The sequence below is a fragment of the Acidovorax sp. 100 genome (genome assembly GCF_003688355.1).
Lineage (GTDB): Bacteria > Pseudomonadota > Gammaproteobacteria > Burkholderiales > Burkholderiaceae_C > Acidovorax > Acidovorax delafieldii.
Genome location: NZ_REFD01000001.1, coordinates 2,166,183 through 2,183,850, shown reverse-complemented (window position 1 = coordinate 2,183,850; position 17,668 = coordinate 2,166,183). Strand labels below are relative to the sequence as shown.

The 17,668-nt window shown below is 66.6% G+C and carries 17 protein-coding genes; 10 read left to right on the top strand and 7 right to left on the bottom strand.

Annotation, left to right across the window (positions count from 1 at the left end; genetic code table 11):
- Positions 1 to 6: 6 nt before the first annotated feature.
- A complete protein-coding gene (locus C8C96_RS10115; RefSeq protein ID WP_056066673.1) occupies positions 7 to 858 on the bottom strand; it encodes a SirB1 family protein in 852 nt (283 codons plus the stop codon).
- Positions 859 to 949: 91 nt separating this feature from the next.
- Positions 950 to 2,509 (bottom strand): murein biosynthesis integral membrane protein MurJ, encoded by a 1,560-nt coding sequence (murJ, locus tag C8C96_RS10110; RefSeq protein WP_121942229.1) that lies wholly within the window; start codon positions 2,507 to 2,509, stop codon positions 950 to 952.
- A gap of 244 nt (positions 2,510 to 2,753) precedes the next feature.
- On the opposite strand from murJ, the gene rpsT reads away from it, so the two are divergent.
- The gene (gene rpsT, locus C8C96_RS10105; RefSeq protein ID WP_056066666.1) at positions 2,754 to 3,053 is read left to right on the top strand and encodes a 30S ribosomal protein S20; all 300 of its coding nucleotides are present in this window, start codon (positions 2,754 to 2,756) and stop codon (positions 3,051 to 3,053) included.
- Between the two features lie 251 nt (positions 3,054 to 3,304).
- Here the strand turns inward: rpsT and C8C96_RS10100 are convergent, their stop codons facing one another.
- Entirely contained in the window at positions 3,305 to 3,631 is a 327-nt protein-coding gene (locus tag C8C96_RS10100; RefSeq protein ID WP_056066664.1) for a DUF3579 domain-containing protein, read from the bottom strand.
- A 242-nt stretch (positions 3,632 to 3,873) separates the two neighbouring features.
- Here C8C96_RS10100 and C8C96_RS10095 point away from each other — a divergent pair, with 242 nt between their 5' ends.
- The 3 genes from C8C96_RS10095 to C8C96_RS10085 are packed head-to-tail and all read left to right on the top strand — an operon-like array spanning position 3,874 to position 6,706.
- Positions 3,874 to 5,070 carry an aspartate aminotransferase family protein gene (locus C8C96_RS10095; protein WP_056066661.1) on the top strand — a complete coding sequence of 399 codons (1,197 nt, stop codon included), beginning with the start codon at positions 3,874 to 3,876 and terminating at the stop codon, positions 5,068 to 5,070.
- Between the two features lie 17 nt (positions 5,071 to 5,087).
- Positions 5,088 to 6,017 carry an ornithine carbamoyltransferase gene (argF, locus tag C8C96_RS10090; RefSeq protein ID WP_121942228.1) on the top strand — a complete coding sequence of 310 codons (930 nt, stop codon included), beginning with the start codon at positions 5,088 to 5,090 and terminating at the stop codon, positions 6,015 to 6,017.
- A gap of 8 nt (positions 6,018 to 6,025) precedes the next feature.
- Complete coding sequence (locus C8C96_RS10085) at positions 6,026 to 6,706, top strand: hypothetical protein (protein ID WP_121942227.1); 681 nt, start codon at positions 6,026 to 6,028, stop codon at positions 6,704 to 6,706.
- Positions 6,707 to 7,031: 325 nt separating this feature from the next.
- Here the strand turns inward: C8C96_RS10085 and C8C96_RS10075 are convergent, their stop codons facing one another.
- The 4 genes from C8C96_RS10075 to C8C96_RS10060 all read right to left on the bottom strand — a co-directional run bounded on the left by C8C96_RS10075 (position 7,032) and on the right by C8C96_RS10060 (position 11,824).
- A complete protein-coding gene (locus tag C8C96_RS10075; protein ID WP_121942225.1) occupies positions 7,032 to 8,957 on the bottom strand; it encodes a ferrous iron transporter B in 1,926 nt (641 codons plus the stop codon).
- Positions 8,954 to 9,283, bottom strand: coding sequence for a FeoA family protein (locus tag C8C96_RS10070; protein WP_121943959.1), 330 nt, complete (start codon positions 9,281 to 9,283; stop codon positions 8,954 to 8,956). Before C8C96_RS10070 ends, C8C96_RS10075 begins: the two co-directional genes overlap by 4 nt.
- Positions 9,284 to 9,416: 133 nt before the next feature.
- Entirely contained in the window at positions 9,417 to 9,851 is a 435-nt protein-coding gene (locus tag C8C96_RS10065) for a copper-binding protein (protein ID WP_233584207.1), read from the bottom strand.
- A complete protein-coding gene (locus tag C8C96_RS10060; protein ID WP_158605752.1) occupies positions 9,839 to 11,824 on the bottom strand; it encodes a S9 family peptidase in 1,986 nt (661 codons plus the stop codon). The genes C8C96_RS10065 and C8C96_RS10060 overlap by 13 nt, the downstream gene beginning before the upstream one ends.
- Positions 11,825 to 11,946: 122 nt before the next feature.
- Between C8C96_RS10060 and C8C96_RS10055 the strand changes: the two genes are divergently transcribed.
- The 6 genes from C8C96_RS10055 (at position 11,947) to kynA (ending at position 17,540) form a co-directional block, all read left to right on the top strand.
- On the top strand, positions 11,947 to 12,612 hold the full coding sequence (locus tag C8C96_RS10055; protein WP_121943957.1) for a response regulator transcription factor: 666 nt from the start codon (positions 11,947 to 11,949) through the stop codon (positions 12,610 to 12,612).
- Positions 12,609 to 14,033, top strand: coding sequence for a HAMP domain-containing sensor histidine kinase (locus C8C96_RS10050; protein WP_233584206.1), 1,425 nt, complete (start codon positions 12,609 to 12,611; stop codon positions 14,031 to 14,033). The genes C8C96_RS10055 and C8C96_RS10050 overlap by 4 nt, the downstream gene beginning before the upstream one ends.
- A gap of 54 nt (positions 14,034 to 14,087) precedes the next feature.
- Entirely contained in the window at positions 14,088 to 14,435 is a 348-nt protein-coding gene (locus tag C8C96_RS10045; RefSeq protein ID WP_121943956.1) for a YkgJ family cysteine cluster protein, read from the top strand.
- A 125-nt stretch (positions 14,436 to 14,560) separates the two neighbouring features.
- Positions 14,561 to 15,217 (top strand): arylformamidase, encoded by a 657-nt coding sequence (gene kynB, locus C8C96_RS10040; RefSeq protein WP_121942222.1) that lies wholly within the window; start codon positions 14,561 to 14,563, stop codon positions 15,215 to 15,217.
- Between the two features lie 97 nt (positions 15,218 to 15,314).
- Complete coding sequence (kynU, locus tag C8C96_RS10035; protein ID WP_121942221.1) at positions 15,315 to 16,625, top strand: kynureninase; 1,311 nt, start codon at positions 15,315 to 15,317, stop codon at positions 16,623 to 16,625.
- Between the two features lie 18 nt (positions 16,626 to 16,643).
- Entirely contained in the window at positions 16,644 to 17,540 is an 897-nt protein-coding gene (gene kynA, locus C8C96_RS10030) for a tryptophan 2,3-dioxygenase (RefSeq protein ID WP_121942220.1), read from the top strand.
- Positions 17,541 to 17,668 lie beyond the last annotated feature (128 nt).

The window sequence follows — 17,668 nt, the reverse complement described above, 5'->3', positions numbered from 1 at the left end:
CGGACATCAGCCGTTGGCGTTGCGCAGCGCGCTCAGCCGGTCGGCGATGAGGTCGAGATCCAGCCCGTCTTCGCTGTGGGCCAGATAGGCCTCCAGGTCGGCCACGGCCTCGGCTGTGTTGCCACGCTCGGCGTGCGCCAGCCCCCGGTCGCGGCGCTCGCCCCAGGCCTCGGGCAACAACACGATCAACCGGTCCAGCACGGCGACCAGCCGTTGCCAGTCCTGCTGGGTGCGGTGCACCTCCTTGAGGTTGCGCAGCATGCGCGCAATGATGTCGCGCGGTGTGGCGGCCTGCAGATACAGGCCGAGCGGTACGTCGTAGTCGTCCACCAGACCATTGCGGCGCTTGTAGGGCTCCAGCCGCTCGGCCAGCTCCTCGCGGCTGAGCGACTGGCCCGAGATCGGGTCCAGCACCACCTGGCCCTTGGGCAGCAGCACCTTGACCATGAAGTGCCCCGGGAACGCAATGCCCCGCGCATGCAAGCCCAGCCCCTGCGCCAGCTCCATCCACAGCACAGCCAGGCTGATGGGGATGCCCCGGCGCGTGCGCAGCACGGCGTTGAGGTAGCTGTTCTCTGGGTCGTAGTAGTTGTTGATGTTGCCGCCAAAACCCAGGTCGGCAAAAAAGAACTGGTTGAGCGTGCGCAGCCGTTGCAGCGCCGGCGCATCGGCAGGCAGGCGGCGCTTGATGCGGGCCTGCAGCTGGTCCACATCGCCCAGCAGTTGCTGCACGTCGAACTCGGGGTATTCATCCTGCGCGAGGCTGGCGGCGGCTTCGAGCAGCGGAAAGTGGTCGTCGCTCTGCACCAGCGATGCAAAGTACTCCAGCGAGGTGGGCACGGAAAGGCTCAAGGACATGGCAGCTTTGTACGGGGCCGTCGCCATGGCGTCAAGCCACAGAAGCGCGGGCTTTGCGGGGTATTTCGGGGTCCAGGCCTGCCGCAGATATTCAGCGGCGCAGCAGCTGGCGCAGCTTCAGGCCGGCCGCCCACAGGGCGCCAAAGTACAGCACTGCGGCTGCAGCCATCATCGCGGCCAGCATGCCGATGCGCTGCAGGCGCTGCGCCTTCATTTCCACCCAGTCGAAATGCTGGGCGCCCCACGCCAGCAGCACTGCCAGCAAGGCGCTGGCCGCCACCACCTGCAAGGCAAACCGCCCCCAGCCGGGCAAGGGCCGGTAGCTGCCGCGCCGCAGCAGCCCCACCAGCAGCCAGGTAGCGTTGATGACCGCCCCCACGCCAATCGACAGCGTCAGCGCCGCATGCTGCAAATAGGGCACCAGCACAAAGTTCATCACCTGCGTGAGCACCAGCACCGCCACGGCAATCAGCATGGGTGTGCGCATGTCGTGCTTGGCAAAGTAGCCCGGCGCCAGCACCTTGATGGCCACGATACCCACAATGCCAACCCCGTAGCCCGCCAGGGCCAGCGTGGTCTGCTGCACGTCCCGGTCGGCAAAGGCGCCGTAGTGGTAGAGCACGGCCACCAGGGGCTTGGCAAACACCAGCAGCGCCACCATGCAGGGCACCGACAGCACCACCACCAGCCGCAGCCCCCAGTCGAGCATGGCCGAATAGCGTTCGTCATCCTGCTTGGCGCGGGCACTGGCCAGCTGCGGCATCAGCACCACGCCCAGCGCCACGCCCAGCAGGGCGGTGGGCAGCTCCATCAGGCGGTCGGCATAGGTGATCCAGCTCACGCTGCCAGTGGCCAGGTGCGAGGCAATCTGCGTATTGATGAGCAGCGAGACCTGCGCCACGCTCACCCCCAGCAAGGCGGGCAGCATCAGGCGCGCCACCTTGCGGGTGGTCGGGTCCGCCCACGCCGCGCGGATGGCAGACCAGCGCACGCCAATGCGGGGCAGCAGCCCCAGGCGCAGCAGCGCAGGCACCTGGATGCCCAGTTGCAGCAGGCCGCCCAGCATCACACCCGCCGCCTGCGCATAGATGGGCTCGATGCCATGGCGCTTGAACAAGGGCGCGCCCAGCGTGATGGACAGGATGAGCGCAATGTTGAGCAACACCGGCGAGGCGGCGGGCACCGCAAACTTCTTCCACGTGTTGAGAATGCCCCCCGCCAGCGCCACCAGCGACATGAAGCCGATGTAGGGGAACATCCAGCGGGTCATCGTGACTGCGGCGTCAAACCCCTGGGGCTGGAGCCCACTGGCCATGGCCCACACCATCCAGGGCGCACCCAGCACGCCCGCGATGCACAGCAGCACCAGCGTCCAGGCCAGCAAGGTGCCCACGTGGTCGATCAGCGCCTTGGCGCCCTCGTCGCCGTCCTCGGCCCGGGTGGCAGCCAGCACCGGCACAAAAGCCTGGCTGAAAGCGCCCTCGCCCAGCACCCGGCGGAACAGGTTGGGAATGCGGAACGCCACATTGAAGGCGTCGGTCATGGCACTGACCCCGAACACGGAGGCCATGAGCAACTCGCGCACCAGCCCGGTGATGCGGGAGACGAGGGTCAACAGGGAAACGGTGGAGGCGGCTTTGAACAGTGACACCGGCGGGAGTGTATGCGCTTGCAGGCGCGCACTTTCAGCAGGCAGGGCAGCCCCAGTAGGCGGCAGAAGCTTCAAGGGATGATCCTTCATGAGGGAGTGGGTCACCCACTGTGAGCAGTGCACGTGAGGCGGGCAGGAAGTGGGTGAGGTGGGCGTGAAGCGTTGTCGCGGTGGCGCAACGAAAGGCTCTGGGCTATAATCGCGGGCTTTGCTGGCATCATCCACAGACCCAAGGAACTAAACAATGGCATCCGCAAAACCCAAGAAGAAGAACCCGCGCCTGGCGTCGGGCCGCAAGCGCGTCCGTCAGGACGTCAAGATCAACGCCGCAAACACCTCGCTGCGTTCCAAATACCGTACCGCTGTCAAGAACGTCGAAAAGGCTGTTCTGGCTGGCGACAAGACCAAGGCGACCGAACTGTTCGCCAAGATGCAAGCCGTGGTGGATACCGTGGCTGACAAGGGCATCTTCCACAAGAACAAGGCTGCTCGCGACAAGAGCCGTCTGTCTGCCAAGGTGAAAGCCCTGGCAACGGCCGCCTGACCCACTTCAGGCAAACAGCCCGAACGGCACCTGCCGTTCGCCGTTTGTAACGGGTGCGCTGCCAGCAAAAAACGAACAAACCGCCTTCGGGCGGTTTTTTCGTTGGGGGTTCAGAATTGCGCCGAGCGACCTGAAGTGCATCAAAGGGTGGATGGGGAGTGCCCCCGCTGGCTGCCGGGCGGGCATGCCCCTGCGCAGCGACGCTTCGGGCCCGACGCGGCAGGCAGCGCCGGAAGCCAGGCCGTGGCCGGTCAGGGCTTGGCGGGAGGAGGCGGGTCGGGCAGCAGGCAGGCCTCGGCCACCTGCAGGTTGTTGTCGCGGGCGAAATTGATCACGAAGTCCCAGGCCATGGGCTCGTGCCCCTGCAGGTCGCGGTGCACGACCACACATTTCACGCCGTTGAGCGTGGTGGGAATGCACCAGGGCGAATAGCTCAGATGACTGCCCGGCCGTGCTCCACCGGGTCGAAAGCTGCTCATCACCCCGGCCAGCCGCTCGGCCCAGTCGCTGGGACGAAAGGTTTTCCCGTCATGGGTGATGCCCTGGATGAAGACTTCTTTGGAGGAGGGGGAAACCATCGGGGATTGGAGTGGTAGTGAGGGCACAGACGCAGGATCACTGCATGTTGCACCGCAACGCGACATTCTAACTCTTATATAAGAGCTAGCTCCCTAATCCCTCCGGCGCGCTACACATAGGCACCCCGAAGAGGGTAAGGGCCCCGCATTGCAGTGATGCGCAATCGTCAACAGACCGAACCCCTGCTCCCCCTAGAATCGTGACTCGCTTTTTCGCCACCGTACCGTCTGGAGATTTCCGCATGACCGCTTCCATCCCGGCAGCTTCGCCCCACGTGATGAACACCTATGGCCGCGTACCCATCGCGCTGGCCCGTGGGCAAGGCAGCCGCGTGTGGGACGTGAACGGCAAGGAATACCTGGACGGCCTGGGCGGCATTGCCGTGAACACACTGGGCCACAACCATGCCAAGCTGGTGCCCGCGCTGCAGGACCAGATCACCAAGCTGATCCACACCTCCAACTACTACCACTCGCCCCTGCAGGAGCAGCTGGCCGCCAAGCTGGTGGAGCTGTCGGGCATGACCAACGTGTTCTTCTGCAACTCGGGCCTGGAGGCCAACGAGGCGGCCCTGAAGATTGCACGCAAGTTCGGCGTGGACAAGGGCATCGCCAAGCCCGAGATCGTGGTTTACGAAAAGGCCTTCCACGGCCGTTCGATTGCCACCATGTCGGCCACCGGCAACCCCAAGATCTACAGCGGCTTCGGCCCGCTGGTCGAGGGTTTTGTGCGCGTGCCGCTCAACGACATCGAAGCCATCAAGCAAGCCACCGAAGGCAACCCCAACGTGGTGGCCGTGTTCTTCGAGACCATCCAGGGCGAGGGCGGCATCAACCCCATGCGCGTGGAATACCTTCAGCAGCTGCGCAAGCTGTGCGACGAGCGCGGCTGGCTGATGATGATTGACGAAGTGCAGTGCGGCATGGGCCGCACCGGCAAGTGGTTTGCCCACCAGTGGGCCGGCATCGTGCCCGACGTGATGCCCCTGGCCAAGGGCCTGGGCTCGGGCGTGCCGATTGGCGCGGTGGTGGCCGGCCCCAAGGCCGCCAACGTGCTGCAGCCCGGCAACCACGGCACCACCTTTGGCGGCAACCCGCTGGCCATGCGCGCCGGGGTCGAAACCATTCGCATCATGGAAGAAGACGGCCTGCTGCAAAATGCCACCACGGTGGGTGAGCACCTCAAGGCGGCACTGCAGCGCGAGCTGGGCGGCCTGCCCGGTGTGAAGGAGATCCGGGGCCAGGGCCTGATGCTGGGCATCGAGCTGAACAAGCCCTGCGGCGCCCTGATCGGCCGTGCGGCCGAGGCAGGCCTCTTGCTGTCGGTGACGGCCGACAGCGTGATCCGCCTGGTGCCGCCGCTGATCCTCACCACCGCCGAAGCCGACGAAATCGTCGCCAAGCTGACCCCGCTGGTCAAAGCCATCCTGGCTGAATGAAGAATAGCCCCACTGCCATGACGACGCTGAAACATTACCTGCAGTTCACCGACCTCTCCGCCGACGAATACGCCTACCTGTTCGAGCGCGCCGCGCTCATCAAGAAGAAGTTCAAGGCCTACGAAAAGCACCACCCGCTGGTGGACCGCACGCTGGCCATGATCTTCGAGAAGGCCAGCACCCGTACGCGCGTGAGCTTTGAGGCGGGCATGTACCAGCTCGGCGGCAGTGTGGTGCACCTGACCACGGGCGACAGCCAGCTGGGCCGCGCCGAGCCCATCGAGGACAGCGCCAAGGTCATCAGCCGCATGACCGACCTGGTGATGATCCGCACGTATGAGCAGGCCAAGATCGAGCGTTTTGCCGCCAACTCGCGCGTGCCCGTGATCAACGGTCTGACCAACGAATACCACCCCTGCCAGATCCTGGCGGACATCTTTACCTTCATCGAACACCGTGGCTCGATCCAGGGCAAGACGGTGGCCTGGGTGGGCGACGGCAACAACATGGCCAACACCTGGCTGCAGGCGGCATCGCTGCTGGGCTTCAAAGTGCATGTGAGCACGCCACGCGGCTACGAGGTGGATGAAAAATTGGCCGCTGGTGCCCATGGAATCAGCGCTGACAGCTATCAATTCTTCAGCAACCCCATGGAAGCCTGCCGGGGCGCAGACCTGGTCACCACCGACGTGTGGACCAGCATGGGCTACGAAGCCGAGAACGAAGCGCGCAAGAAGGCCTTTGCCGACTGGTGCGTGGACACCGAAATGATGGCTGCGGCCCAGCCCGACGCCCTCTTCATGCACTGCCTGCCCGCGCACCGGGGCGAGGAGGTCGAGGCGGATGTGATCGACGGGCCGCAGTCGGTGGTGTGGGATGAGGCAGAGAACCGCATGCACGTACAAAAAGCACTGATGGAATATCTGCTTCTGGGCAAACTGGCCTAAAAGCCCCCATGCCCTGGCGCCGCCAGCCCGCTCACAGCGCCGAATTGCTGGCGCACTGGCATGCCCTGGGCCAAGCGCTGGGGCGCGACACGCCCGCCTGGCGGGCCGAGGGCAGGCGCCTGCTGCGCAGCTGGGCCCGCTGGCCCCGCGCCTACCACGACACCACGCATCTGCGGGCCTGCCTGCGGCACCTCCAGGCAGTGCAGGACCAGCAGCCCGGAGCGCTTCACAACCCCCCTGCTGTGGCCCTCGCCCTTTGGTACCACGACGCCATCTACTGGCCGTGGAGCGGACACAACGAGGCGCGCAGCGCCGACTGGGCGCGACAGTTCCTGCTGGGCCAAGGGCTGCCCACCACGCTGGCCGAAACCGTGCGCCAGCATGTGATGGACACCCGCCACACCCCGGGCCCGCTCACCGGCGATGCGCTGTGGGTGGTAGACATCGACCTCGCCATCCTGGGCCAGAGTGACGCGGTGTACCGACAGTTCGAACGCAACGTGCGGCGTGAATACTTTTTTGTGCGCTGGCCGCGTTATGTGGCGGGGCGAAGCGCAGTGCTGCGAGGCTTTCTGGACCGCCCGCACATCTATGGCACAGCCTACTTTGCGCAGCGCTATGAGGCACAGGCGCGCGTCAACCTGCAACAGGCGCTGATCGCGCTGGGCCAGGGCCAGCTGTACCAGTAGACAATTTGAGTCAAAACGGCTTGTAGCGCTAGTGAATCATGCGCTAGCAGCTATATAAAATATAGCAACTACTGAGAAGCAGGCCCGCGACGGACGGGCATGGCCACGGGTTTTTCAGCGGCCGCCGCGGACGGCGCCGCGCAACTGCCGCAGCTGCTGCACCCACCATCGCCTCCCCCACAGCCCGGCGACTGGACGAGCCCCGGGTGGACCTTGCCCAACCCTTGGCGCCAGCGCCCGGGCAAATAACGCCAGAGCACATAGAGCGCTGCGGCAAGGACGATCAGACCGACCATGAGTTGCTGGACCATCACAACGTTTCCCTTCAGCCGCCGCCCAGCGCCAACGCCACGCGGTAGGTCACAAAGCTGGCGGCATACGCCATGGCAAACAGGTACCCCACCATGAGTAGCGGGTAGCGCCAGCCGTTGGTCTCGCGCCGCACGGCGGCGATGGTGGAGATGCACTGGGGCGCAAACACATACCAGGCCATCAGCGACAGCGCGGTAGCCAGCGACCACGAGCCCGCAATCAGCGACCCCAGCTGGCTGGCCACCTCGTCGCCCGTGGCGGACAGCGCGTACACCGTGCCCAGCGCACTCACCGCCACCTCGCGGGCCGCCATGCCGGGCACCAGCGCAATGGCAATCTGCCAGTTGAAGCCAATGGGCGCGACGATGACCTCGAGAAGGCGGCCCAACTGGCCGGCCAAGCTGTAGGTGATGGCAGGCTGTGTGGCGCCTTCCGGCGCACCGGGGTAGGTGGACAAGAACCACAACAACACCGTGACGGCCAGGATGATGCCGCCCACCCGTTTGATGAAAATCACCGCCCGCTCGTACAGGCCGTAGGCCAGGCCCCGCACGCTGGGCCAGCGGTACGCGGGCAGCTCCATCATCAGCGGCGTAGCCCGCGTATCACTGCGGGCCAGCTTGGCCACTGCCGCCACGGCCATGGCGCTGACGATGCCTGCCACATACAAGGCGAACAGCACCACACCCTGCAGGTTGAACACCCCTGCCACAGAGCGCTCGGGGATGAAGGCAGCGATCAGCAGCGCATACACCGGCAGGCGCGCCGAGCAAGTCATGAGCGGCGCGATCATGATGGTCACCAGCCGGTCGCGCCAGTGGGTGATGGAGCGCGTGGCCATCACGCCCGGCACGGCACACGCAAAGCTCGACAGCAGCGGGATGAACGAGCGGCCCGACAGACCCACCGTACCCATCACGCGGTCCAGCAAGAACGCCGCGCGCGGCAGGTAGCCGGAGTCCTCCAGCGCCAGGATGAACAGGAACAAGAACAGGATCTGGGGCAAAAACACCAGCACCCCGCCCGCACCCGCCAGCACCCCGTCGGTCAGCAGGCTGCGCAAGGGGCCGTCGGCCATGTGGCTGTTGACCAGGGCTGCCAGCCAGCCCACGCCATCTTCAATCCATGACTTGGGAAGCTCGGCCCAGCTGAACACCGCCTGGAACATCAGGAACAGCGTGGCGGCCAGGATCAGCAGGCCCCACACCGGGTGCAGCACCACTGCATCGATGCGGTCGTCAGTCCGCAGGCTGACCACCGGCACGCGCACAGCCCGGTCCAGAATGCGCCGCACCTCCTGGTGGGTGCGGATCACGTCGTTCTGCGCCTCCAGGTCGCTCGCATCCAGGCGCGCCGCCGCGTCGGGCGCCACCACCGGGCGCTGCAGCTGCTGCAGGTTGGCGCCATCCAGCCACTGCACCAGCTCCTGGGCGCCGTTGCCGCGCACGCCCACGGTGGCCAGCACAGGCATGCCCAGCTCGCGCGACAACGCCTCGCGGTCGATGGCGATGCCCTGGCGCTCGGCCACGTCCATCATGTTGAGCACCAGCACCATGGGCAGGCCCAGGGCGCGCGCCTCCAGCACCAGGCGCAGGTTCAGGCGCAGGTGGGTGGCGTCGGTCACACACACCAGCACATCGGGCACGGGCTCACCCGCGCGGCGCCCGCGCACGATGTCGCGGGTGATGGCCTCGTCCACGCTGTGTGCATGCAGGCTGTAGGCACCCGGCAGGTCCAGCACGCGCACGCGGCGGCCGGCGGCGGTCTGCAGCAGGCCTTCCTTGCGCTCCACCGTCACGCCCGCGTAGTTGGCCACCTTCTGGCGTGCGCCGGTGAGCAGGTTGAACAGCGCGGTCTTGCCGCAGTTGGGGTTGCCCAGCAGCGCCACGCGCAGGGGCGCATCGGCGGCGGTGGGCTGCACAGTAGCCTGGGCGTTCATGCCAGCTCCTTGGCAGACAGGCTGGTGTCATCCAGCGGCTGCACCTGCACCATGGAGGCCTCCTGGCGGCGCAGCGCAAACGTGGCCTGCCCCACCCGCACCGCGATGGGATCGCCGCCCCAGCCGCCGCGTGCGACCACCTGCACGGTTTCACCGGGCAGGAAGCCAATCTCCAGCAAGCGCAGCAGCATGCCGTGCTCTTGCGCGTCCTGTGCGGGCAACAGGCCCGTGACCCGGCCCGAGGCACGGCGCGGCAATTGGTCCAGCCGCGAGGACAGGTTCTGCTGCGTAGGAAGATGCAACCGCGCCGCAGCGCCATCGTCCATGGTTTTCATGGTGACTGGCCTCGATACAAATAATAGTGATTCTCATTCTACCAATATCTGCATCGTGCTGGTTGCCGTCCCACTCTCTCCTTGACGCAACGCAAGCCGCAGCCCCGCTGCCCTGCCCGGGTGGTCAGTCACATCGCTCAAACCGCTTGCACTCCGCAGTAGCCCGGATGGATGTGAGCGTGTTTTCGCCGTCGATGTGCCGGGCAGTGAACTGCACCCAGGCCCCCTGCGGAATGCCGTGCATCAGGGCGGGGTTGACCACCCGGAAGGTCTGTGTGGTGAACGGCAGCTTGGCGCGGGGCAGCAGCTTCAGCCGCACATGCGTGGTGTTGCCGCCCGCATCCGCCTCCACAGACACCACCCGCGCCCGGGTGTAGACCGGCGGCGCCGCAGGCGCTGCAGCCTTCACGTCCACGGAGGCCGCGCCCGCCGGAGCGACCGGCTGGGCACCCGCCACAGCACACCCTGCGGCCAGAACCAGTGCAATGACCAGCCTACCGCTGCGCAGCCCCTTGCGCGCAAGCAACGAAGCGAAGGCCTGCGTCATCAGAACGCCCATGCACCCAGCTGGTAGTAATCAAAACCGCTGGTCCGCCCACCCAGGCATTGGGCGAGGAAGTCCTCGGTCTTGCGGTACATGGTGAGGTTGTTGGGCCAGCGCTGGTTGCCATGGCCATCCCCGGTGAAGGTGACGTAATCCACCGGCTTGCCCGCCTTGCGCAGGGCCGCCACCATCCATTCGGACTGCTCCAGCTTCACGCGCGGGTCGTTCACGCCGTGCATGATGAGGATGGGTTTTTGCGCGTGCTCAGCCCGGTACAGGGGCGACTTCGCGTCCATGCGCGCACGGTCTTCCGGCGCGGCCGGGTTGCCCACATAGCGGTGCCACCACGGCAGGCCCAGCTCCCAATAGGGCGGAGCAGCTTCCAGCAGGCGTGCGATGTCCGTCACGCCCACCACATCCACGGCGCAAGCAAAGACTTCGGGCGTGAAGGTGGCGCCCACCAGGGCCGAATAGCCGCCGTAGCTGGCGCCATAGATTGCCACGCGCTGCGGGTCGGCCACGCCGCGCTCCACCGCCCAGCGCACGCCGTCCACCAGGTCGTCGTGCATGCGGCCTGCGAACTCGCCACGGGCCTTTTCCATGTGGTTGCGGCCATAGCCGCTGGAGCCCCGGTAGTTGACCTGCAGCACCGCATAGCCCCGGTTGGCCAGAAACTGCTGCATGGCGCGGCTGGTGGCGCCATCGCCCCAGCGGTCACGCGCCCAGGGGCCGCCATGCACCAGCAGCACGGTGGGCAGCCGCTGCGGCGCTGCGCCTACGGGCAGCGTGAGGTAGCCGTGAATGGTGAGACCATCGCGCGCGGTGTAGGTGATGGGCGCGGTGGGGGCCAGGTCCTTGGCAATCAGGCTCAGCCGGTTCTCGCCCAGAAAGCGGGGTTCGTGCCCATCGCGCAGCAGGTAGTTGCGGGTGCCACGGTCGGTGGCCACCGCCACCGTGAGCACCTTGTCCGTCTGGTCCAGGCTGGTCACCAGCACCTCTGCGGGCTTGTCTCCGGCCAGCGCGGACAGCCGGGCATCCAGCGCGGGGTCGAACACCTTGCGCGCCGGGTATCCCGGCATGAAGTGCACCAGCAGCGGCTCGCGGGTGCGGCGGCTCAGCGTCACGCTGTCCAGGTCCACGTCGGGCGAGGCAAACCGCTCTTCCTCGGAGCCCGTGGTCAGGTCCAGCCGCACCAGCGCCAGCTTGTCGCGCCCCAGGTTCGACAAGGCCCAGGCCTTACGCCCCTCATCGTGCAGGCCAAAGATGTTCAGCGTGTCCCACCGGCTGCGCTCTGCCACCGTCACCCAGCTGCCCGGCTCGGCGCCAGGTCGCTCCAGCAGCACCTGGTCGCCCTTGATCTGTGCCCGGGCGCGCAGCTGGCCCGTGGTGTCCACGCCCCACCAGCCCACGTTGCCGGGGTTGGTGGCCATCAGCACCGGCGGCCCGCCCGCAGGGTCCACGCGGTACAGGTCAAACACCTTTTTGTCGCGCTGGTTGGAGGTGACGATGAAGTCGGACGAAGCATCCACCGCCTCTGCAAAATGCGCCACCGAACGCGGTGCAGGCATCAGCTCACGCAAGTCGGTCCCGGGGCCCTCGACCGGGCCCACATAGATGCGGGTGTTTTCATCGCCCGTAGGGTCGGCCGTGATGCCGAGCCAGCGGCTGTCGGCACTGAAACGGATGGCGCGCGCACGGATGCGGAACGCCTTGGCGTCGCCCCCATCGATGGACTGCACCCAGATTGCGGGCACCACCCCGTCGGTGCCAAACCAGGCGATGCGCTTTCCATCCGGCGACACGCGATACCCCCCGGTGGACTGCCGGCTGGCCACAAAGTCGCGCACGGGCACCAGGTCGGGCAATTGCGCCCCAGCCAGCGAAGGGTGCGTAGGCCCGGAGGCACAGCCCACCAAGGCCAGTGCAGCAGCAAGCGCTGCGCTGCACCACCATCGCCGCACCATCGCCTGTTTGGTTGTCAATGCCATCGTTCCCCCCCCATGTGTTGAGCCATTGAATGCGCCCATTGTGCAAAGTCCCGCCTTAAGGCCAGCCAAAGGTGGCGGCTGCGGCACTGCGCAACGGCCACCACTCCCGCCACAATCGCCCCATGCACATCCTGCTTATCGAAGACGATCTGGACCTGGGCCGGGCGCTGCAGTCCGCGCTGAAGGTGGAGGGCCTGACCAGCGAGTGGCTGCGCCGCGCGGTGGATGCCCCGGCCACGGTGGATGCCACCACCATCGACTGCGTGCTGCTGGACCTGACGTTGCCCGACGGCAGCGGCTTCGATCTGCTAGCGCGCTGGCGCAACCAGGCAGGCCAGGGCGGGCAGGTGCCCATCATCGTGATCACGGCCCGCTCGGCCGTGGAGGACCGGCTGGCGGGCCTGGACGGTGGGGCGGACGACTTTGTGATCAAGCCCTTTGCCACGGCCGAGCTGATGTCCCGCATCCGCGCCGTACTGCGCCGCAGTGCGCGCCAGGCCAGCGAGCGCTGGGTGCTGGGCGAGCTGGTGATCGAGCCGCGCCGCCATGCGGTGCAACGCAAGGGTGCAGTGCTGGATGTGTCGCCCCGCGAGTTCCAGCTGCTCCTGGAACTGGCGCGCGAGCCCGGCGTGGTGGTGTCCAAAAGCGTGCTGTCGCAGCGGCTCGACCCGCTGGGCGAGCCCGTGGACTTTGCCGCCATTGAAGTGCATGTGTCCAACCTGCGCCGCAAGATCGGGGCGGAGCTGATCCGTACGGTGCGGGGCGTGGGCTATCTGCTGCAGGCATGACCACGACGATGAAGCACGCGTTGCGCAGCACATGGACCTGGCTGGCCGAGCCCACGCTGATGCGTCGCAGCGTGGCCTCGGTGCTGGTGGCGTTTGTGGTGGTGTGGGCGGTGCTGCTGGGCTACAATTTCGTCAACTACAAACACACCATCACCCGCGACCCCGGCCTGCTGAAGTACGGTGACGCGGTGCTGGACTCGCTGGTCTCCGTGACCGACCCCGCGCACGCTGCCACGGCCGTGGCGGCCACCGACCACTGGACCAACATCCGCCGCCGCCAGATCGGGCTGCTGCCCGGGGTGCAGATGCACGAGCTGCTGGATGCGGCATCGGGCCAGCGCATGTTTGCATCGCCGGGGCTGCAGAACGTGGCCGTGCCGCCCGCCACACCACGCGCTGAGCCTTTTATTGAAGAAGCCGCTCTGCAAGGCCGGTCATTCCGCATCTACACCGGCCGCAATGCGCGCTGGGTGCTGCGGGTGTTCGAGACCAAGCGCACCGACTCCAACTTTCTGCAGTACAACGGCCGCGCGCTGCTGCCCTACCTGTTGCTGGCGTCACCCTTTGTGCTGCTGGCGGTGTGGCTGTCGGTACGCCATGGCCTGCGGCCGCTGCAGCAACTGGCCAGCCGCATTGCGCAGCGCGGGCAGGACGACCTGCAATCGGTGGGCTTCAACGCCCGTCATCGCGAACTGAAGCCGCTGGAGCAATCGCTGGACCACCTCTTCGCCCAGCTGCGGCAAAAGGTGGACCGCGAGCGCGCCTTTGTGCAAGACGCGGCGCACGAGATCCGCACGCCGCTGGCCGTCATCACCGCCCAGGCCCATGTGATGGCCCGCTCGCCCAGCGAAGAGGAACGCACGCAGGCCCAGGCCCATCTGGAACAGGCCATCGCCCGCACCTCGCACCTGGCGCAGCAACTGCTGGACCTGGCCGCGCTGGACGACGCGCAGCGCCCCGCACCACGCGACCTGGACGTGGCGCAATGGCTGCGTGGCGCGCTGGCACAGGCTGCGCCGCAGGCCATCGCGCGGCAGATCGAGCTGTCGCTGGACGCGCCCGACACCTTGCCCGCCCGCCTCGACCAACCCGCGTTCGAATCCATCGCCCACAACCTCATCGACAACGCACTGCGCTACACGCCCCACGGCGGCAACGTGGCGGTGGCGCTGCGGCGCGAGGGCGCGGCACTGCAACTGTCGGTGCAGGACGACGGGCCGGGCATCCCGGCCAGCGAGCACCAGCGGGTGTTCGAGCGCTTTTACCGGGGCGCGGGCCATGCCGCCAGCGGCTCGGGCCTGGGCCTGGCCATCGTGCGGCAGGCGGTGCTGCGCATGGGCGGGCAGGTGCAGATTGGCTTGGGTGTGAATGGCAAAGGCGTGGGCTTTTTCGTTAGCATTCCCCTCCCCCCCAGCGCCTGACGCCCCCCGCCGCAGGCCGAACGCACGCACTGCATGTCCGACGACGCGACCACCATGACCACCGCCGATTCCGCCCACCCGTGCCTCAGTTGCGGCGCCTGCTGCGCCAGCTTTCGCGTGGACTTTGCCGTGTACGAGATGCAGGCCATGGGCGGCACGGTGCCCGACGATCTGGCACTGGATGTGAACGGCAGCACCTGCCGCATGCGGGGCACAGAGCAGGTGCCCATCCGCTGCGCCGCGCTGACCGGCCAGGTGGGCCAGCAGGTGGCGTGCAGCATTTACGAACTGCGCCCCGCGCCCTGCCGCGAGTTCTCGGCGGGCGACTACGCCTGCCACAAGGCGCGTGCGCGGCACGGGCTGGCGCCGCTGGCACCACTGGCGGAAGGCCTGGTTCTGTGAAGCTGGCGCCCGTCCAGCAGCCAGGCTACTGCCGCATCAAAATAGTTTAGGTTTCAACAAAAAATCGACACGGTGTTGGAAATAACCGACACCACGGGTTTTTCGGGACATGCAAACTTTGTCCCATGTCAACGCCTTCCTCCCCCACCGCCCGCCAGCTTTGGGACATCTCGCCGCCCGTGCATGCGGGCAGCCCCGTGTTCCCCGGCGACACGGCCTACAGCCAGCAGTGGTGCGCCACCATCGGCCCCGGCTGCCCGGTCAATGTGAGTGCGATCACGATGTCGCCCCATGTGGGCGCGCATGCCGATGCGCCGCTGCACTACGATGCGCAGGGCGCCACCATCGGTGACGTGTCGCTCGACGCGTTTCTGGGCCCCTGCCGCGTGATCCACGCCATCGGCTGCGGGCCGCTGATCACCTGGGAGCACATTGCCCACGCGGTGAACGGCACCCTGCCGCAGCGCGTGCTGGTGCGCACCTACGAACACATGCCGGTGGACCGCTGGGACGGCCAGCTGGCCGCCTACGCGCCCGACACCATCGAGCGCCTGGCCGACCTGGGCGTGCTGCTGGTGGGTATCGACACCGCCAGCATCGACCCGGCCGACAGCAAGACGCTGGACAGCCACCAGGTCATCCGCCGCCGGGGCCTGCGTGTGCTCGAAAACCTGGTGCTCGACGCTGTGCCCGAGGGCGACTACGAACTCATCGCCCTGCCGCTGAAGCTGACCACGGCCGATGCATCCCCCGTGCGGGCCGTGCTGCGGGCGCTGGACTAGCGCGATACACAGAATTTCAAGCATTTTTGGCTGGAAGCGCTAGTACAACATGCGCCAAAAGCTATCAATAACATAGCAATCACCTCTCCCAACGCCCATGCCCATCACCCTTCAAGACTGCCGCACCCGCGACGCCCAAGACCCGCTGCGCGCCCTGCGCGACCACTTTGCCCTGCCACCGGGCGTGATCTACCTCGACGGCAATTCGCTGGGCGTGGCCCCCAAGGCCGCCGCCGCGCGCGTGGCCGATGTGGTCACCCGCGAATGGGGCACCGACCTCATCAAATCGTGGAACACCGCCAGCTGGTTTGACCTGCCCCAGCGCCTGGGCAACCAGCTCGCCCCACTGATCGGCGCGGGCAAAGATGAAGTGGTGTGCACCGACAGCACCTCCATCAACCTGTACAAGGTGCTGAGCGCGGCGCTCAACATCGCGCGGGAAGACGGCTCCGCGCGCAAGCGCATCGTGAGCGAGCGCAGCAACTTCCCCACCGACCTCTACATTGCCGAAGGCCTGTGCAAGGAGCGCGGCCTGGAGCTGGTGCTGGTGGAGCCCGAAGAGATCACCGGAGCACTGACCAGCGACCTGGCTGTGCTGATGCTCACGCACGTGAACTACCGCACTGGCGCCATGCACGACATGGCCGCCGTCACCGCCGCCGCGCACGCCCAGGGCATCTTGTGCGTGTGGGACCTGGCGCACAGCGCGGGCGCAGTGCCGGTCGATCTGAACGGCGCAGGCGCGGATTTCTCGATTGGCTGCGGCTACAAGTATTTGAACGGTGGCCCTGGCGCCCCGGCGTTTGTGTGGGTGCACCCGCGCCATGCCAGCCGCTTCTGGCAACCGCTGTCCGGCTGGTGGGGCCACGCTGCACCGTTTGCCTTCACACCCGACTACCAACCCGCCCCGGGCATCACGCGCTACCTGTGTGGCACGCAGCCCATCATCAGTTTGTCGGCCCTGCAGTGCGGGCTGGATGTGTTCACCGCCGCACAAAGCCTGGGCGGCATGGCCGCGCTGCGCGCCAAGTCGCTGGCGCTCACTGATCTGTTCATCCAGCTGGTGGAAGAGCGTTGCGCAGGCCACGGCCTGGGTCTGGCCACGCCGCGTGAGCATGCCCAGCGCGGCTCGCAGGTGTGCCTGACGCGCGATGAAGGCGCGGGCGTGAACGGCCAGGGCAGCGGGGCCTACGCCATCGTGCAGGCGCTGATTGCGCGCGGCGTGATTGGCGACTTCCGCAAGGGCGATGGCGGCACGGGCCGCCACAAGGACATCCTGCGGTTTGGCTTTACGCCGCTGTACCTGGGCTTTGAAGACGTGTGGAACGCTGTGGAGCACCTGCGCCAGGTGCTGGAGAGCGGCGAGTGGCAGAAGGCCGAGTTCAACCAGACGCACGCCGTCACCTGATCGGAAAGGCAAACCACCATGTGCCCTTTCTCGCAAACCCCTGCCGACGGCAACAACCCGGCGTCTGCCGCCCTGCCCGAATCCATCGTGCACGAAGAGCGCGCCCAGCTCGACTTCAGCCAATCCATGAGCTATGGCGACTACCTGCAGCTCGACGCCATCCTCACCGCACAAAAGCCGCTGTCGCCCGCGCACGACGAGATGCTGTTCATCGTGCAGCACCAGACCAGCGAGCTGTGGATGAAGCTCATGCTGCACGAGCTGCGCGCGACCATCGACCGCATTGCCAACCCCGATACGGGCACCCGCGCCGAGGCCTTCAAGATGCTGGCACGCGTGAGCCGCATCATGGAGCAGTTGGTGAGCGCATGGAGCGTGCTGGCGACCATGACGCCGCCCGAGTACACGGCCATGCGTCCGTACCTGGCCAGCTCCAGCGGCTTTCAGAGCTACCAGTACCGCGCCATCGAGTTCTCGCTAGGCAACAAGAACGCCGCGATGCTCAAGCCGCATGAGCACCGCCCCGACCTGCTGGCTCAAGTGCGGTCGGCGTACGAAACGCCCTCGCTGTACGACGTGTCGCTGCAATTGCTGGCCAAGGAAGGCCTGCACATTCCGGCAAGCCACCTGGAGCGCGACTGGACGCAGCCGTACATGGAAAGCGAAGCGGTCAAAGAGGCTTGGCTGGCGGTGTACCGCGACCCGCAGAAGTACTGGGACCTGTACCAGCTCGGCGAAAAGCTCACTGACATCGAGGATGCTTTCCGCCTCTGGCGCTTCCGCCACGTGACCACGGTGGAGCGCGTGATCGGTTTCAAGCGCGGCACGGGCGGCACGGGCGGGGTGAGCTACCTGCGCAAGATGCTGGATGTGGTGCTGTTCCCCGAGATCTGGAAGCTGCGCACCGACCTGTAAGGACAAAGCCACGCAAAAAAATAGGCCTGTTCACCACCCCGGTGAACAGGCCTTTGAACTGCCGCTTGGGCCCTACAGAAAGGCGCAAGCGGCTATCGTTTTTATAGTTCTCTCCCTGATTCGCAATC

Coding starts and splice junctions, on each gene's coding strand:
- C8C96_RS10100 (WP_056066664.1), bottom strand. CDS start 3,631: ATGGTTTCCCCCTCCTCCAAAGAAGTCTTCATCCAGGGCATCACCCAT.
- kynB (WP_121942222.1), top strand. CDS start 14,561: ATGTCAACGCCTTCCTCCCCCACCGCCCGCCAGCTTTGGGACATCTCG.
- C8C96_RS10085 (WP_121942227.1), top strand. CDS start 6,026: ATGCCCTGGCGCCGCCAGCCCGCTCACAGCGCCGAATTGCTGGCGCAC.
- rpsT (WP_056066666.1), top strand. CDS start 2,754: ATGGCATCCGCAAAACCCAAGAAGAAGAACCCGCGCCTGGCGTCGGGC.
- C8C96_RS10065 (WP_233584207.1), bottom strand. CDS start 9,851: ATGGGCGTTCTGATGACGCAGGCCTTCGCTTCGTTGCTTGCGCGCAAG.
- C8C96_RS10115 (WP_056066673.1), bottom strand. CDS start 858: ATGTCCTTGAGCCTTTCCGTGCCCACCTCGCTGGAGTACTTTGCATCG.
- kynU (WP_121942221.1), top strand. CDS start 15,315: ATGCCCATCACCCTTCAAGACTGCCGCACCCGCGACGCCCAAGACCCG.
- C8C96_RS10095 (WP_056066661.1), top strand. CDS start 3,874: ATGACCGCTTCCATCCCGGCAGCTTCGCCCCACGTGATGAACACCTAT.
- C8C96_RS10050 (WP_233584206.1), top strand. CDS start 12,609: ATGACCACGACGATGAAGCACGCGTTGCGCAGCACATGGACCTGGCTG.
- C8C96_RS10060 (WP_158605752.1), bottom strand. CDS start 11,824: ATGGCATTGACAACCAAACAGGCGATGGTGCGGCGATGGTGGTGCAGC.
- C8C96_RS10055 (WP_121943957.1), top strand. CDS start 11,947: ATGCACATCCTGCTTATCGAAGACGATCTGGACCTGGGCCGGGCGCTG.
- C8C96_RS10070 (WP_121943959.1), bottom strand. CDS start 9,283: ATGGACGATGGCGCTGCGGCGCGGTTGCATCTTCCTACGCAGCAGAAC.
- argF (WP_121942228.1), top strand. CDS start 5,088: ATGACGACGCTGAAACATTACCTGCAGTTCACCGACCTCTCCGCCGAC.
- kynA (WP_121942220.1), top strand. CDS start 16,644: ATGTGCCCTTTCTCGCAAACCCCTGCCGACGGCAACAACCCGGCGTCT.
- C8C96_RS10045 (WP_121943956.1), top strand. CDS start 14,088: ATGACCACCGCCGATTCCGCCCACCCGTGCCTCAGTTGCGGCGCCTGC.
- C8C96_RS10075 (WP_121942225.1), bottom strand. CDS start 8,957: ATGAACGCCCAGGCTACTGTGCAGCCCACCGCCGCCGATGCGCCCCTG.